Origin of the sequence: Flavobacterium cerinum, from assembly GCF_004028155.1 — a bacterium.
Taxonomy (GTDB): domain Bacteria; phylum Bacteroidota; class Bacteroidia; order Flavobacteriales; family Flavobacteriaceae; genus Flavobacterium; species Flavobacterium cerinum.
Genome location: NZ_SBII01000003.1, coordinates 262,578 through 277,602, shown reverse-complemented (window position 1 = coordinate 277,602; position 15,025 = coordinate 262,578). Strand labels below are relative to the sequence as shown.

Here is a 15,025-nt window from a genome sequence, read left to right as displayed (position 1 = left end):
TTTATGAAAGGAATACCTGTAGTTTTTCCATGTTTTTTTGACGGGCAATGTCCATGATAAGGAACCAGTCTACAATTGTCCATACACCTAATCCGCCACAAGTAAGTAGTTTTGCTACACCAAGGCCAGTATCACCTACAAGGAAACGATCGATACCGAAACCTCCTGCTAATATAGATACAATAAGGATTGTGGTAGGATCTTTTAATTCTACAGACTGTATCATAATCCATTTAGAATCGTCAGTTGCCAGAAGTTTTTCACGAATATAGTTCAGGTGTTGTGCCTGGAAAAATTTCGCGTTGGTCATTAAGTACATGTCTACTTTTTGTGCGTCCATCTTTTTGATTGTTTTGGTTGTTATTATCGGTAAAACTATAAAAATATTTTTACAGTTATGTTTTTAAATTTTAAAACACATTAAATTCATTGAAAACGTAATAGTAAAATGAGCTCTAAATCGCTTGTTTAAAGCTTGTAGTAAATTAGTCGCAAAACTTCTTTTTTTATTACATGCCATATTAAAAATATTATGATGTAACCAATTTAATAATTACTTTTGGTGCGTTTTTTAAAGCACACAAAACTATAATTATGGTAAAAGATCTTTTTGAAAGGATACAAAAAAATAAAGGCCCATTAGGAATGTGGGCTTCTCAAGCAGAAGGTTATTACGTTTTTCCTAAACTGGAAGGCCCGTTATCTAACAGGATGATGTTTCATGGTAAAGAGGTAATTAACTGGAGTATTAATGATTATTTAGGTTTAGCAAATCACCCGGAAGTAAGAAAAGTTGATGCTGAAGCTGCTGCCGAATATGGCGCCGCTTACCCAATGGGAGCAAGGATGATGAGTGGTCATACAACTAAACATGAGCAGTTGGAAAACGAACTGGCTTCTTTTGTACAAAAAGAGTCGGCTTATCTTTTAAACTTTGGTTACCAGGGAATGGTGTCTATCATCGATGCACTGGTTTCTAAAAACGATATTATTGTATATGATGTAGATTCTCATGCCTGTATTATAGATGGTGTTCGCCTTCATATGGGGAAACGTTTTACTTATAAGCACAACGATATTGAGAGTCTTGAAAAAAACCTTGAACGCGCTGTAAATATGGCAGAAACTACCGGTGGTGGTATTCTTGTTATTACAGAAGGTGTTTTTGGTATGAGAGGCCAGCAGGGAAAACTTAAAGAGATTGTTGCTCTTAAAGAGAAATATAACTTCAGGCTGTTAGTAGATGATGCACACGGTTTTGGTACACTTGGTAAAACAGGTGCCGGAGCAGGTGAGGAGCAGGGCTGTCAGGATGGTATTGATGTTTACTTCTCTACTTTTGCAAAATCTATGGCAAGCATAGGAGCTTTTGTAGCAGCAGATAAAGATATTATCGATTTCCTTAAATATAACTTACGTTCACAAATGTTTGCTAAGGCATTACCAATGATGTTGGTATTAGGAGCTTTAAAGCGTCTTGAAATGCTAAGAACAATGCCAGAGCTTAAAGATAAACTTTGGGAGAATGTTAATGCGCTTCAAAACGGACTTAAAGAAAAAGGATTTAATATTGGTGACACGAATACTTGTGTTACACCTGTTTACCTTGAAGGAAGTATTCCGGAAGCAATGGTAATGGTTAACGACCTTAGAGAGAACCATAGCGTTTTCCTTTCTATCGTTGTATATCCTGTTATTCCAAAAGGAATTATCCTTTTAAGAATGATACCTACAGCTACTCATACTTTGGAAGATATTAACCAGACACTTAGCGCTTATGAAGCAATACGTGTAAAACTGGAAAATGGTACTTACAAGAAAATTGCCGAGCAGACTACGGTTGACGTGTCTGCAACGTAATCTAAAATATATACTAATTAAAAATCCCGACTGTCCTAACAGTCGGGATTTTTTTTATAACTATAAAAAAGCCCTAAGCCCTTAAGGTTTCAGAGCTTTTATAATTCAAGATTTACTATAAATCCTTTTTGTATGTTTTTCTGCGTTTGTGTATAACAGGATCAAAATGCTTCCAAATGTTGTGTATGGCATGATTGTCTGCCAACTCCGGAGTTCTAAAGCAGTTTATGATGCCGTTCTCTGTAAATGTATTGTAGTATTCTTCAAATATTATAGCGGTAACTCCTTTGTTTTGGTATTCCGGATGGATGCCTATAAGGTAAAACACTACGTCTTTGCTTGTTTTCCTTGCTTTTAAGAGATGAATGAAGCCAAAAGGGAATAGTTTACCATTCGCTTTTTTAAGAGCCTCAGAGAAAGAAGGCATAACAATACTAAAAGCAATCAGGTTTTTATCTTTGTCTTCTACGAACTTAATGTACTCAGGGTTGATAAAGCTGATGTATTTCTTTTTGAAATATTCTTTCTGTATGTCTGATATCGCTACAAACGATGATAGTTTTTCATACGATGCATTAAAAAGGTCGAACATCTTGTCTACATAGGGCATCACGTCTTTCGTTTTGTTAAAAGACAGTGCTGTAAGATCATATCGTTTTTTAATAAGTGCGCTTGCTTTTACAAACATTTCAGGTTTAACGTTAGCAAAAGGAAATTTACTTTCTATGTATTCTTTTTCTGTAACATAGCCCAATTGCTCGAAATGATCTTTATAGTAAGGGTAATTGTACCAGGTAATCATGGTACCCATTTCGTCAAAGCCTTCAACGAGTACACCTACTTTGTCCAGATTAGAAAAACCTATTGGTCCTTCTACATATTCAAGGTTGTGCCTACGTCCAAGCTCGTATACTTTTTCAAGCAGGGCTTTTGTTACTTCGATATCGTCGATAACATCAAACCATCCAAAACGAACTTTTTTCTTTTCCTGAACATTTATTTCCTGCCAGTTTACTATCGCGGCGACTTTGCCTACAATTTTATTATCCCTGTATGCCAGGTAATAATAAGCTTCGGCATGCTCAAATGCCGGATTTTTTGTTTTATCAAAGCCTTCCATTTCTTCGGCAATAATAGGTGGTATCCAGTACGGATTACCTTTGTAAAGGTCAAAAGAAAATTTTATAAAATCTTTAATTTCTTTTTTCGTCTTAGCTTCTTTAATTGTAATCATAATTATTTATTCTCCCTCAGGTGATACATCGTCAAGACGCTTTTTATCTTCTTTTTCTTTGTTCTTTTTATCCTTCTTTTGTTTTTCGTTCATCCCTTTTTCAAGGTCAGAATCGCCTGGTAACAGGATATCTCTGTAATCGGCATCAAAACGCCATGAAAAGCCTACGCCACCGTATAATATTGATGGAGTATCTTTAAAATTGGTGCTTATGGAAGCATCCAGTTGCATGTTGTCGTTAAGCAAATGAGCAGCCCCCAATCTAAAAATACCATCGGAGTAAAAATCACTTTTATATCCCTGTACTTCTACAAATCCAGACCATTTAGCGCTAAAAGCCCTGGTTAGGGTAGATATAAGTCCGTAACTTGGATAGTCTGTCGTTACTTTGTCGGCAATAATGTTGTTTACCCATACAATGTTGCCAAAACGATTGTGGGTTATAACCATTACTTTTGGGCTAAGCCCATCTTCCGGAAATGAATAAGGATTATTTTTTCCTATTATATTTGCACCTGCATATACCGAAACTGCAGGAAGAATACTGTGCCATTTAAATTTATGGTTGGCTTTCCAGCTGTAAATGTTTACCTCGGGTTTGTAGTTTTTATTAGGGTCGTAAATTAAGTACTTGGCACCAATGGTAAACTGTTTAAAATCATTACGGTTGGTGGTATATATTGCATCTTTAAACTGGTCAAACTGGTATTGTACATCTACAATAAATTCCAATTGCTCAAGAAAAGCACCATAACGAAGGGTAAGGTCGAGACCAAGGCCTTTGGTTTTATTGTTAAGTACATCGTGCTTTTCTTTAATGCCGTATATACCGGTTTCTACCTGCATGACAGTTTTTCCGACAGAGAAGCCCCCCATCGATTCACCGGGGCGGTTAGAATTTATCTGGTCAGTATACTGAGCATGAGAGAGAGCAGAACTTAATAGTAGGGCAAGCGGAAATATTTTCTTTATACCGATCATGTTTGGCTCGTTTATTGGTTGGAAATAACTATGGTTTCCCAAAAGTAGTATATTTTATTATTAATTTAAGAGCCATGATTTAATTTTAAATAACAGATTACCTATTTTTGATAAAATTTTATGATAATGGAAACCGCCTCATTTACTGGATTTATAAAAACATTATTTTGGTTAATCCTTGCGTATTATGTAGTTAAGTTCTTAATCAAGATGTTTGCTCCTGTGCTTTTACAGCAGGTAGTGAAAAAAGCAGAACAAAACTTTCAGCAACAGCAGCAACAATATAGCCAGCAGCAACAACAGGCTTATACAGCCCCAAAGCAGGAAATGCCCAAAGAAAAAAAGAAGGTGGGCGAATATATTGATTACGAAGAAATTGAATAAAATGATACACAGCCTTTCTGACAAGAAAGGCTTTTTTATGACCAATAGTTATTAATTGCGCCACAATGACAGACCGTTTGTGGAAAATTAAGTATCTTCACGGCGTTTTTTTACAAAATTTATTTATGAAGAATATCAATAAGCTCTACCCACATTTTCTAGCAATTATTGGATTTGTAATTGTATCTCTAATATATTTTTACCCTGTATTGCAGGGCAAAAAGATCTATCAGTCCGATATTGCCCAATATACCGGGATGGCTAAGGAACAGAATGATTTTCGTAAACAAACAGGTGAAGAACCGTATTGGACAAACAATGCCTTTGGGGGTATGCCTACCTATCAGTTAGGGGCAAATTACCCACACAATTATATTAAGCAACTGGACAGTGTTATTCGATTTTTACCACGTCCGGCAGATTATTTATTTCTATATTTCTTAGGATTTTATATTCTAATGCGAGCTCTTAAGGTAGATCCGCTTAAAGCCTTTTTTGGGGCACTGGCGTTTGGATTATCGACCTATCTGGTTATTATTTTAGGAGTAGGGCACAATGCAAAAGCACATGCCATTGCTTATATGCCTATGGTTGTAGCGGGTGTGATCCTGGTTTTTCAGCGAAAGTACCTTGTTGGCGGACTGCTCACCTTGCTTGCTTCGGCACTGGAAATCAATGCAAACCACTTCCAGATGACCTATTACCTTCTTTTACTTCTTTTAGTGTTAGGTATTTATTTCATTGTAGATATCGTTAAAAAGAAAGAATACAGGCATTTAGGTATTTCTGTAGGAGTACTTGGAATTGCAGCATTGCTGGCTGTGGGTATGAATGCTACCAGTATTTTAGCTACCGCTGAATATACACCGACGAGTATCCGAGGAAAAAGTGAGCTGACCTTTAATGCTGACGGATCTCAAAACACTACAAACTCTGCTATGGAATATGACTATATCACCGAATATAGTTATGGTATTACTGAAAGTTTTAACCTTATCGTACCGAGATTATTTGGTGGAGGAGGTCGTGAAAACGTAGGTAACAAATCACATTTATACGAATTTATTACAGAGCAGGGCGCATCTCCGGTAGAAGCCGAAGAGTTTGCTGCTAATGCAATGACCTATTGGGGTGACCAGCCTATTGTTGAGGCTCCGGCTTATATTGGAGCCATAGTATTCTTCCTGGCTGTACTGGCTTTATTTATTGACAAACGAAAAATTAAATATGCTTTCCTGGCAGGAGCAATTCTTTCGCTATTGCTATCATGGGGTAAAAATTTCCCGGGACTTACTACATTCTTTATTGACTATGTGCCGTTGTATGACAAATTCAGGGCGGTATCTTCAATACAGGTAATTATAGAATTGTGTATGCCTGTATTAGCCTTTATGGGGCTTCAATCGTTCTTTAAATTAACGAAAGAAGAGCAGTTTAAAGGATTATGGATGTCGGCAGCTACGGCGCTTGGAATCATAGTGTGCCTGTTCCTTTTCAAAGGAGCGTTCAATTTTACAGGTGGACGTGATGCCCAGTTTTTAGAGATGTATGGTGAAATGGGACCTGCTTTTGTAGATGCCCTGAAAATACAACGAAGTGATATGTACACGTCAGATTTATGGCGTTCAGGAATATTGATACTAATAGCAGCAGCAGCATTGTGGTTCTCGATGAAGAACAAAATATCACATATTACTGCAGTAGTTATTATTGGAGTTTTCATGGTTGGAGATCTTTTCTTTATTGACAGAAACTATGTAAATAAAGAAGATTTCGTTTCTGCAAGAGAAGTAGACAGACCTTTTGAAGCGACACCCGGTGATACTTTTATACTTCAGGATACGACACACTACAGGGTGTATGAAGTACAGGGCCGATTAGCAGGTAGAACATCTTACTTCCACCAGTCTGTAGGTGGTTATAGTGCAGTTAGGCCAAGAAGAATGGACCAGTTATTTATTTACAATGTAGAAACAAAACTGGCCGATGTTATTGGTAAAGTAAACCAGGAGACCATGTCGTTAGGAAGTTCTATCCCAACACTGGATGTACTGAATGTAAAATACATATTATTACAGTCTAAAGATGGTGAATATGTGCCGTTTACAAACCCTTATGCTAACGGTGCTGCATGGTTTGCTAGTAACGTAAAAGCAGTAAGTACGGCAGACGAAGAGATTAAAGCCTTAAATACAATCGATCCTAAAAAGGATGTGATTATTAATAAACTGGAGTTTCCGGATGCTATAACTAAAACTGCTTATGCTGTAGACAGTACAGCTACAATAACACTTGATTCTTATAAACCAAACGATCTTAAATATACGTCAAACAACAAGAACGAAGGCTTAGCTGTGTTCTCGGAAGTATACTATAAGAATGGATGGAATGCTTATATTGACGGTAAACTAACGCCACACTTTGAAGCAGATTACACCATTAGAGCGCTTAAAGTACCTGCCGGAAAACATACTATTGAATTCAAATTTGAACCACAGGTGGTAAAAACAGGAAGTATTATAGCGTTAATCAGTACGTTGTTAATGCTGCTATTATTAGCGGGAGGTATCTATTTCGAAAGAAAAAAGAAGCTTGTTAATAATGATACTAAAGAAACAGTTTAAGACTATACGTTTAATAATCAGTTAACTGTAATTTGAAAAAAGTACTTATCATAACCTACTACTGGCCGCCTGCAGGAGGGCCGGGTGTACAGCGCTGGCTTAAGTTTGTTAAGTACCTGCCGGGTTTTGGTATAGAACCTATTGTATATATTCCTGAAAATCCAACGTATCCATTATTGGATGAAGGATTACTTAGCGAAGTTAGTCCGGATGTAACGATCCTGAAGAACAGGATCATAGAACCTTACGGATGGGCTTCGGCATTTTCCAAAAGCAGTACAAAAAAAATAAGTTCGGGTATCATACCACATAAAAGAAAACAGTCTTTTTTGCAGCGTATCATGCTGTGGGTGAGAGGAAACCTTTTTATTCCCGATGCCCGCGTATTATGGGTAAAGCCGTCAGTAACTTACCTTTCTAAGTATATTTCAGAGAACGCAATTGATACCATTATCACTACCGGGCCGCCACACAGTCTGCATCTTATTGGGTTGAAGATCAAGGAAAAACACAATATAAAATGGGTAGCCGATTTCCGTGACCCGTGGACAACGATAGGCTATCATAAGGCATTGAAATTGTCATCTTTTGCAGCTAAAAAACACAGAACCCTTGAAAAAAAGGTGCTTACTACTGCCGATACTATCCTTGTTACCAGTCCTACTACAAAGCAGGAATTTCAAGCATTGACAACCAAGCCAATTGCTGTAATAACAAATGGTTATGATGTAGAAACAATAGCTAAACATCCTTTGGATGAGCAGTTTACAATAGCACATATAGGTTCGTTCCTGTCGGAGCGTAATCCGCGTATCCTATGGAAAGCATTATCAGAATTGATAGCTGAAAATTCAGAATTTAAAGCTCATTTCCAGTTAAAACTGATAGGTGCTGTAAGTAGAGAAGTGCTTGATGCTATTGAAGAGTTCGAGCTATCAGGCTATATCAATAATAGGGGGTATGTCTCGCATAGTGAGGCTGTTTCTGAACAAAGAAAGTCACAGGTATTGTTGTTGGTTGAGATCGATTCGGAAGAAACCAAATGCATTATTCCAGGTAAATTGTTTGAATATATGGTATCAGAAAGGCCAATTCTGGCGATAGGTCCCGAAGAAGCAGATTTTGCAGCAATTATCAAAGCTACAAATACAGGCATCTTTATTACTTATGACGATAAAGACAAGCTTAAAGACTCCATTTTATTGTATTTTAATCAATACCTTCAAGGTAATCTTAAAGCGAATGCTATAGGACTGCAACAGTATTCCCGTAAAAATTTAACGGGGCAGCTAGCCCAATTACTTAAGAATTAATTTTCCACTTTTTGTTTCTGATATGCACTTTTTGAGTGAAATAATAATTCTGCTTAAAAGTTTTATTACTAATGGTTTGTAAAGTAATTGTCCACTTTTGGTACATTTTAATATGATGCCGAAGCTTTTAAAGCCTAATCTGCTAAAATGGCAGTCTAAATTTTTTAAAAAATAACATTTTATTATTTTACGATATAGCATAAAAAAAGCCCGTCACTCTTATGAAGTGACGGGACTTAACAAACCAACCAACCAATTATTAACAAACCTCATGATAAATCCTGAGATTTGATTAATACAGTACAAGTTGCGTGCCAAACTTTATATTTGTGTAATTATTTTTATTACAATTGAAAATTATTTCGAAACCAGTATATTTAAAGTATCGTAAACTAATGATAACCCATGACTCATTTTACAGCTAGATTTGAAGATAATAAATGTATCATCCATAATGGGACTGCTATACTTGGGGTAATACAATTTGAAGATAAAAGACGGATTGTAGCCAGCCTGATTTTAGAGAACACTATTTTCAGCGCACATCCGGCAAGTTCCAGTGATAAGAATATCGTGATCACCGCTAATGATGCTATTCTTCTTAAATTCAAATTCGATTATCTGTGGGGAGGTGCATCGCTATATGTGTATGATGAACCTACAGGATATAAAATTACCGGTAAGGCTTTCAAGCCCGGTTCGCGATTGGTAGATATAGATGGTAATGACTTGATCGTGGTCGTTAACGCTTCCAAATGGTCAGAAAACCAAGGATTAAAAATGGAGGTTATAGACACTCAGGTAACTGCTTTTCAGATAATAACTACAGTATATTATCATCTCTATACATCAGCATCAAAATTGTATAGTATGGTAGGGATTGTTTAAGAAAATCTTTGGTACAGTTTATAAGGTAATTAAGCCGTAGAATATAGCTCCTTTACTCAATGCAAATTTTAGTTTTAGAAGAAACACAGAAAAATCTCACTATCAAAAAAAAAAGCTATTTTTACAAAAAATTGTGAATGAGAACCTTTCTATTGAAGTATAAATACCAAATTTTAATAATTTTTTTGGGCTTAATATGGATAACGTTTCTTAACGAATTACTACAAATAAAAAACCAAAATATAATTTATTCTGACTCGGATAATTATAGGGAAGCAGCAAGTTTTTTTTACCACGGATTTAAAGTACATCATTACAGGCCTATTGGTATGGCTCTTATTTTTGGCCTTCCTTATCTCTTTGGAGGTGATGATACAGCGATCTACAATTTTAGTTTTATTATAAACATAATTTCCTGGCTGGGTATCGCTCTACTGTTATTCAGTTTTTTAAAAAAATATCTTTCACAAAATAAGTCATTGCTTTTTACGCTGCTGTTTTATACGATATTAGGGTCTGCGTTTGTCAATTTTCATTTGCTAACCGAAAGTATATTTACTTTTTTGATACTGCTGTCTTTTTATTTAATAGACAAATACTATACAAGTAAATCATTTAATTACCTGGCATTGGCTATAAGCATTTTGCTTTTTACGGTAGTTATAAAACCGGGAGGAATGTTTTTTGTTGTTGTACTTACAATTTTCTTTAGCAGGATACTCATTAAAAATTATAATAAGATCAGTACTATTTTTATATACCTGAGTTTAGGGCTTATAGTATTTCAGGGTGTTAAAATGAAAGCGCAGTACGGTAACTTCACGATTAGTTATATTGACGGCATTACCTACTATAATTATCTGGGTAGTAAAGCCATCTGCTTAAAAGAGAACAAAGAGTTTAATCAGGGTGAGAACAAAAGGGCTGATTATATTTTTAGCCTTCCATTACCCGAAGGAAAAATAGTTGCGGCAAAAGATGCAGTAGAACAGCTTAAAAATAACAGTATAAATTTACTAAAAGCTTATTTTCTGGATATTGCCGATAATACGAAAAGCCCGAGTGACTGCATAAGCATATGCACAAACATAGACGGGACAGCCTATTTTGAATTTGTAAAAAAATCGATGGTGATACTTTCAAAGTACCAAAACAGATTTTTTACACTTATTGGCTTTATATTGGCACTCTATTACTGTTTAAGATCCTACAAAAAGCCTGATATTTACACCTTAATGGGGCTTTATATTTTATACATCATGGCAACTTCAGGTATTTCAAGTCAGCAGGGTGACCGGTTCCATATTGTTTTCTTTCCGGTTGTTATTATCCTGATGGGCAAATTGTATGCTGAGAAATATAAGAAAACTACTTTACAAGCTTAAAAATGAAAAAACTATCTATAATTATTCCTGTTTTTAACGAAGCAAAAACTGTTCATTTAATACTGAATAAAATAAAAGCTACTGTTTTACCGGAAAGCATTACCAAAGAGATCATAATAATAGATGATCACTCTACAGACGCTACTGCTAATACAATAGAGATTTATATGGCACAAAACCAGGATATGGCGATGTCTTTTTTCAGGCATGATAAAAACAAAGGAAAAGGTGCTGCATTACATACAGGAATAAAAGAAGCTACAGGTGATTTGATTATCATTCAGGATGCCGACCTGGAATATGATCCTAATGAATACAATCTGCTTTTAAAGCCTGTATTAGATGGGCATGCCGATGTAGTTTACGGTTCGCGCTTTATGGGAGGCAATGCACACAGGATATTGTTTTTCTGGCATACTATAGGGAACAGGTTCCTTACCTTTTTATCGAATATGTTTACCAATCTGAACTTAACAGATATGGAAACCTGCTATAAATTGTTCGATGCAAATGTATTAAAGTCATTAGATCTTAAAGAAAGACGCTTTGGTTTTGAACCCGAAGTAACCGCTAAGATTTCCCGTATAAAAAAAATAAGGATTTATGAAGTTGGGATCTCTTATTATGGAAGAACCTATGATGAAGGAAAAAAAATCAATTGGAAAGACGGAATTAAAGCGATCTACTGTATTCTTAAGTATGGTGCTTTAGGAATAAAATAAACAGGATTTTATTTGATTGTAATACAAGACACAGCATTGTTGTGTCTTTTTTCTTTTGTAGTTTTAACGATTGTCTGCTAATATTACAAGAGCATAAGTAGTATAAGAAGAATAAAGAGCAGGAATAAAAAGAAAGCGGGTTTATTCGATTCACTTTCGCTGGAAGTTTCAACTGCTTTTTGATTAAGGAATTTCTCAGTCTTTTTAGTCAGTACCGCAATTTTTTGTATGAATCTGGGATCACCATCGGCAACTTTAATCAATTTTTCATGAATGGTATAGCGTGATTCATCAGGCAGGAATACACAGGATACCAGTATTTCATCCAGTATCAGGTTATTCGTGACAACATCACTACCATTAACTAAAATCGCAATGGTTTCTTCAGATAACAAGTCGTCAATGATCTTAAAAAGTGCCGCTTCATTAATGTATCCACCCGCATTAAGCACTTTTGTTTTGATCCTTTTAAAGAGTATCAGGAAAGTTACCGGAGCTGCTTTACCTGAAGAAGAAGGGTTTTTACCGTTATAATGGCTTTTATTGCCCTGCGTATAATCGTAGGCATTTCTTTTAGGAGCATCACCAAGGATAATATACGATTCAGAGATCAGCTTGAACCGCTCTTCGCTAGTTGTATCACCGTCATTTCTATCAGGATGGTATTGCAGTGCCAGCAGCCTGTACGCCTTCTTAATTTCGTCCTGAGAAGCGTCACGCTTAACGCCAAGTATTTTATAATAGTCCTTCATGTAGGCCGCTGTTGGAACCGTAAAAATAAGATAATAGTAGCGTTGAGAGAAGTTTTTTTGAAGTTTAGTATTATATTTGATTCTTACAAAATTAAAAAATGAAGTTCGGTAAGACAATTAAAATATTTTTGATAGACGGAGATCCAAATGGAAGAATGACTTGTGAGTTATCAAATTGGACAGGGAAAGCATATAAAATTCCAAGGATAAAGATAAAAGATTGTTCGGATCGTGAAGATTTAAATAGTACAGGTGTTTATCTTCTTTTTGGAAAAGATCAAGATAATAATGATCAAGTATACATAGGAGAAGCAGAATCTGTGCTTAAACGTTTAAACCAACATCTTACTCAAAAAGATTTTTGGAATGAAGCAATTGTATTTATAAACAAAGATGAAAACTTGAATAAAGCTCATATTAAATACTTAGAGAACAGGCTTCATAATATTGCTAAATCGGCTAATCGTTATAGTATTGAAAATTTTATAATACCAACTAAATCTTCTATATCGGAATCGGATACAGCAGAAATGGAAGAGTACTTAGAAAATATAAAAATGTTGGTTAGTACCTTAGGACATAAATTATTCGATGAAAAAAGAGAAATTAAGCCATTAATTAAACAGCAAACGTTCTATATAAAGGCAGCTAGAGGAGCTGACGCTCAAGGAGAGCCAACCTCTGAAGGTTTTGTTGTTTTTAAAGGGTCTAAAGCATCTTTGGATACTGTAAATTCTGTAACTCCTTCATTTATTAATTTTAGAAATTCTTTAATCAATAAAGAGGTATTAAAGTCTGATGGAAATGTTTATGTATTTACTGATGACTATATTTTTAGTAGCCCGTCCACAGCAGCTGTAGTGGTTATGGGGCGTAATGCTAATGGACTTACAGAATGGAAAATGATATCTGGTCAGACATTAAAAGAATATGAAGCTAATGATCAAACGAAAATCTTAATTGATAAATTATAACGCAAAGTTATATTACGCTTCGACAAACTCAAGCCATATTAAAGTTGCTTAAACTCCCCTACATGCCATAATATGCCCGAAGGATCGTGTATAAAACATTCACTGCCCCAATCCAGGTGTACAATAGGTTTGAGTCTTACGTTTTTGTATTTAGCGGGCAGGTTCAGAGAAATAAGGTCGTCCCAAAAACGGTTTACATCGTCTACTTCCATAAAAAGCATGGTATTGTTTACCCAATCCGCATTGTAGTAATCCTGCAGGTAAAATGCCATAGTCCCTGTTTCAAATACAGACATATCAGGAGATATTTCCGTTTCCTTAAAGCTAAGCTCACGGTAAAAGCTGCGGGATACTTCAAAGTCTTTGGCTCCTATAAATGGACGTATTGATTTCGCTCTATGTTCCATTGCTATTAATTTTATACGTTAAATATAAGTAAAAGCCCAATTCAATTTAAGAAGGAGCTTGTATTTATATTGTCAAATAAGATTATTAACGAGTCAGCCTGAGCCTGTCGAAGGCCTAACCAGACGGGGTTAATTGTATCGCGCTTCGACAAGCTCAGCGTGACTATAAGTAACTAAGAGAATGGGATCTTGTTTATTTATTGTCTTTTCTATCAGAAATAATGTTATTAATGAGTCAGCCTGAGCTTGTCGAAGGTCTATAGAGATTAGATTTATATTATAATTGTACTGTGATTTGAGTCCCGATAGCTATCGGGGCAGCGTGACTATGAGAAACTAAAAATTAGGGACAGGACTTTGTCTGTTTTATCCTATTCCGATTGCCTTTTTCAAAATATCAACACCTAGATCAAGGGCAAGATCGGTTAATTTTTCATAAAACAGATCTGTCATTTTTGATACTTCCTCTAGATTTTTTTCCCTAATTCTTCTCTCTTCCTCTATATCCGCTTCAAATTCCCTACGGGTTTTTATAAGGCTGTTTTTTATATTGTCCTTAAATTGGATGGCCTTATCAAAATTTGTATGGACATATAGATATAATTTTTCTGCCTTTTCCAGACTACTTCCATCCTTAACAAGTTGTCGCACTATTTGTCCATGGCGTATATTATTTAGTATATCAGCAATAATAGTTTCATATAGAATCACCAAATACAATCTTTCTGCATATTTAAGATCAAGGTAATTCATAAGTTGATGGAAATTAATTATGGTCTAAGAGTTAAAATTAGAAAAATAAAACCCATGCTTAATCAGTTTTTCAAAAATCAGGTATTTGTACGTAGTCAATAGCGCACAAAAAAGCTCCATTCAATTAAGAATAGAGCTTTGTTGTTATAAGTATACTATTTTTTACTCCCTGTTTTGTTCTAGAACAAACATTGTAGGCGATCCGCTATTGATAACAATTCTTCCAATAGCCGTTTCTTCACAAAGTTTTAGTACATCTTTTGACTCAAGCATTTTATAAGGAATAGGTTGCTTTGCCCAGCTGAATAGCGCGTTTTCATCTGTAAATGCTCCTAATACGGTTACACCGTCAATATTAAATACACTGGATAGCTTAAGTGTTTTTCCTCTATTTTCTGTAACCGGTTCTTGATTTTCCTGGCTGTCATTCTGAGATGGCAGCAACAGCAGTGAATCGCCATTGAGAAGTTCCAGTATTACATTTTTATAGCTATCACCCTTTCCGTTTTGTTTCTGATATATGTCTAATAGAGTAGAAAGTTTACTATTTTTCAATTTGATAGGTTTATTTTATTTTCAGATAATTTATTAATGCGGCTATTCAATTATGAACAGTTTTTGTGTTTTTAGGTCTTTGTCATTTCGACCGGAATGAAATGGAGTGGAGAAATTTTTAAAATTATTGAATTTCCTTTGTTTCACTGCGCTTCAATCGGAATGACAATAAGATCTCTCTCTTCTGACTTCC

The 15,025-nt window shown here is 35.4% G+C and carries 15 protein-coding genes; 8 read left to right on the top strand and 7 right to left on the bottom strand.

Translation table 11 applies throughout. The features are described from left to right. Nucleotide 1 precedes the first annotated feature (1 nt). The gene (locus tag EPI11_RS06460) at nt 2-340 is read right to left on the bottom strand and encodes a TM2 domain-containing protein (protein ID WP_128389125.1); all 339 of its coding nucleotides are present in this window, start codon (nt 338-340) and stop codon (nt 2-4) included. Between the two features lie 254 nt (nt 341-594). Between EPI11_RS06460 and EPI11_RS06455 the strand changes: the two genes are divergently transcribed. Further along, complete coding sequence (locus tag EPI11_RS06455; protein WP_128389124.1) at nt 595-1,860, top strand: aminotransferase class I/II-fold pyridoxal phosphate-dependent enzyme; 1,266 nt, start codon at nt 595-597, stop codon at nt 1,858-1,860. 115 nt (nt 1,861-1,975) lie between these two features. Here the strand turns inward: EPI11_RS06455 and EPI11_RS06450 are convergent, their stop codons facing one another. Both EPI11_RS06450 and EPI11_RS06445 read right to left on the bottom strand, forming a co-directional pair. Beyond that, nucleotides 1,976-3,094, bottom strand: a complete 1,119-nt coding sequence (locus tag EPI11_RS06450) for a GTP cyclohydrolase (RefSeq protein ID WP_128389123.1) — start codon at nt 3,092-3,094, stop codon at nt 1,976-1,978. A gap of 6 nt (nt 3,095-3,100) precedes the next feature. After that, the gene (locus tag EPI11_RS06445; protein WP_128389122.1) at nt 3,101-4,075 is read right to left on the bottom strand and encodes a transporter; all 975 of its coding nucleotides are present in this window, start codon (nt 4,073-4,075) and stop codon (nt 3,101-3,103) included. A gap of 120 nt (nt 4,076-4,195) precedes the next feature. Between EPI11_RS06445 and EPI11_RS06440 the strand changes: the two genes are divergently transcribed. The 6 genes from EPI11_RS06440 (at nt 4,196) to EPI11_RS06415 (ending at nt 11,391) form a co-directional block, all read left to right on the top strand. Then, nucleotides 4,196-4,459, top strand: a complete 264-nt coding sequence (locus EPI11_RS06440; protein ID WP_241657590.1) for a DUF4834 domain-containing protein — start codon at nt 4,196-4,198, stop codon at nt 4,457-4,459. 125 nt (nt 4,460-4,584) lie between these two features. Beyond that, entirely contained in the window at nt 4,585-7,083 is a 2,499-nt protein-coding gene (locus tag EPI11_RS06435; RefSeq protein ID WP_128389121.1) for a YfhO family protein, read from the top strand. Between the two features lie 32 nt (nt 7,084-7,115). Beyond that, on the top strand, nt 7,116-8,396 hold the full coding sequence (locus EPI11_RS06430; protein WP_128389120.1) for a glycosyltransferase family 4 protein: 1,281 nt from the start codon (nt 7,116-7,118) through the stop codon (nt 8,394-8,396). A 405-nt stretch (nt 8,397-8,801) separates the two neighbouring features. Then, nucleotides 8,802-9,284, top strand: coding sequence for a hypothetical protein (locus EPI11_RS06425; RefSeq protein WP_128389119.1), 483 nt, complete (start codon nt 8,802-8,804; stop codon nt 9,282-9,284). Between the two features lie 137 nt (nt 9,285-9,421). Next, the gene (locus tag EPI11_RS06420; RefSeq protein WP_128389118.1) at nt 9,422-10,669 is read left to right on the top strand and encodes a glycosyltransferase family protein; all 1,248 of its coding nucleotides are present in this window, start codon (nt 9,422-9,424) and stop codon (nt 10,667-10,669) included. A 2-nt stretch (nt 10,670-10,671) separates the two neighbouring features. Further along, nucleotides 10,672-11,391 (top strand): glycosyltransferase family 2 protein, encoded by a 720-nt coding sequence (locus tag EPI11_RS06415; protein ID WP_128389117.1) that lies wholly within the window; start codon nt 10,672-10,674, stop codon nt 11,389-11,391. 83 nt (nt 11,392-11,474) lie between these two features. Here EPI11_RS06415 and EPI11_RS19220 read toward each other — a convergent pair whose 3' ends face one another. Next, complete coding sequence (locus EPI11_RS19220; RefSeq protein WP_128389116.1) at nt 11,475-12,143, bottom strand: DnaJ domain-containing protein; 669 nt, start codon at nt 12,141-12,143, stop codon at nt 11,475-11,477. A gap of 98 nt (nt 12,144-12,241) precedes the next feature. Here EPI11_RS19220 and EPI11_RS06405 point away from each other — a divergent pair, with 98 nt between their 5' ends. Next, nucleotides 12,242-13,117, top strand: a complete 876-nt coding sequence (locus EPI11_RS06405; protein WP_128389115.1) for a GIY-YIG nuclease family protein — start codon at nt 12,242-12,244, stop codon at nt 13,115-13,117. A gap of 38 nt (nt 13,118-13,155) precedes the next feature. Here the strand turns inward: EPI11_RS06405 and EPI11_RS06400 are convergent, their stop codons facing one another. The 3 genes from EPI11_RS06400 to EPI11_RS06390 all read right to left on the bottom strand — a co-directional run bounded on the left by EPI11_RS06400 (nt 13,156) and on the right by EPI11_RS06390 (nt 14,832). Beyond that, nucleotides 13,156-13,524 (bottom strand): VOC family protein, encoded by a 369-nt coding sequence (locus EPI11_RS06400; RefSeq protein ID WP_128389114.1) that lies wholly within the window; start codon nt 13,522-13,524, stop codon nt 13,156-13,158. 366 nt (nt 13,525-13,890) lie between these two features. After that, the gene (locus EPI11_RS06395) at nt 13,891-14,277 is read right to left on the bottom strand and encodes a hypothetical protein (RefSeq protein ID WP_128389113.1); all 387 of its coding nucleotides are present in this window, start codon (nt 14,275-14,277) and stop codon (nt 13,891-13,893) included. Between the two features lie 162 nt (nt 14,278-14,439). Beyond that, nucleotides 14,440-14,832 carry an SseB family protein gene (locus EPI11_RS06390; protein ID WP_164879121.1) on the bottom strand — a complete coding sequence of 131 codons (393 nt, stop codon included), beginning with the start codon at nt 14,830-14,832 and terminating at the stop codon, nt 14,440-14,442. Between the last annotated feature and the right edge of the window lie 193 nt (nt 14,833-15,025).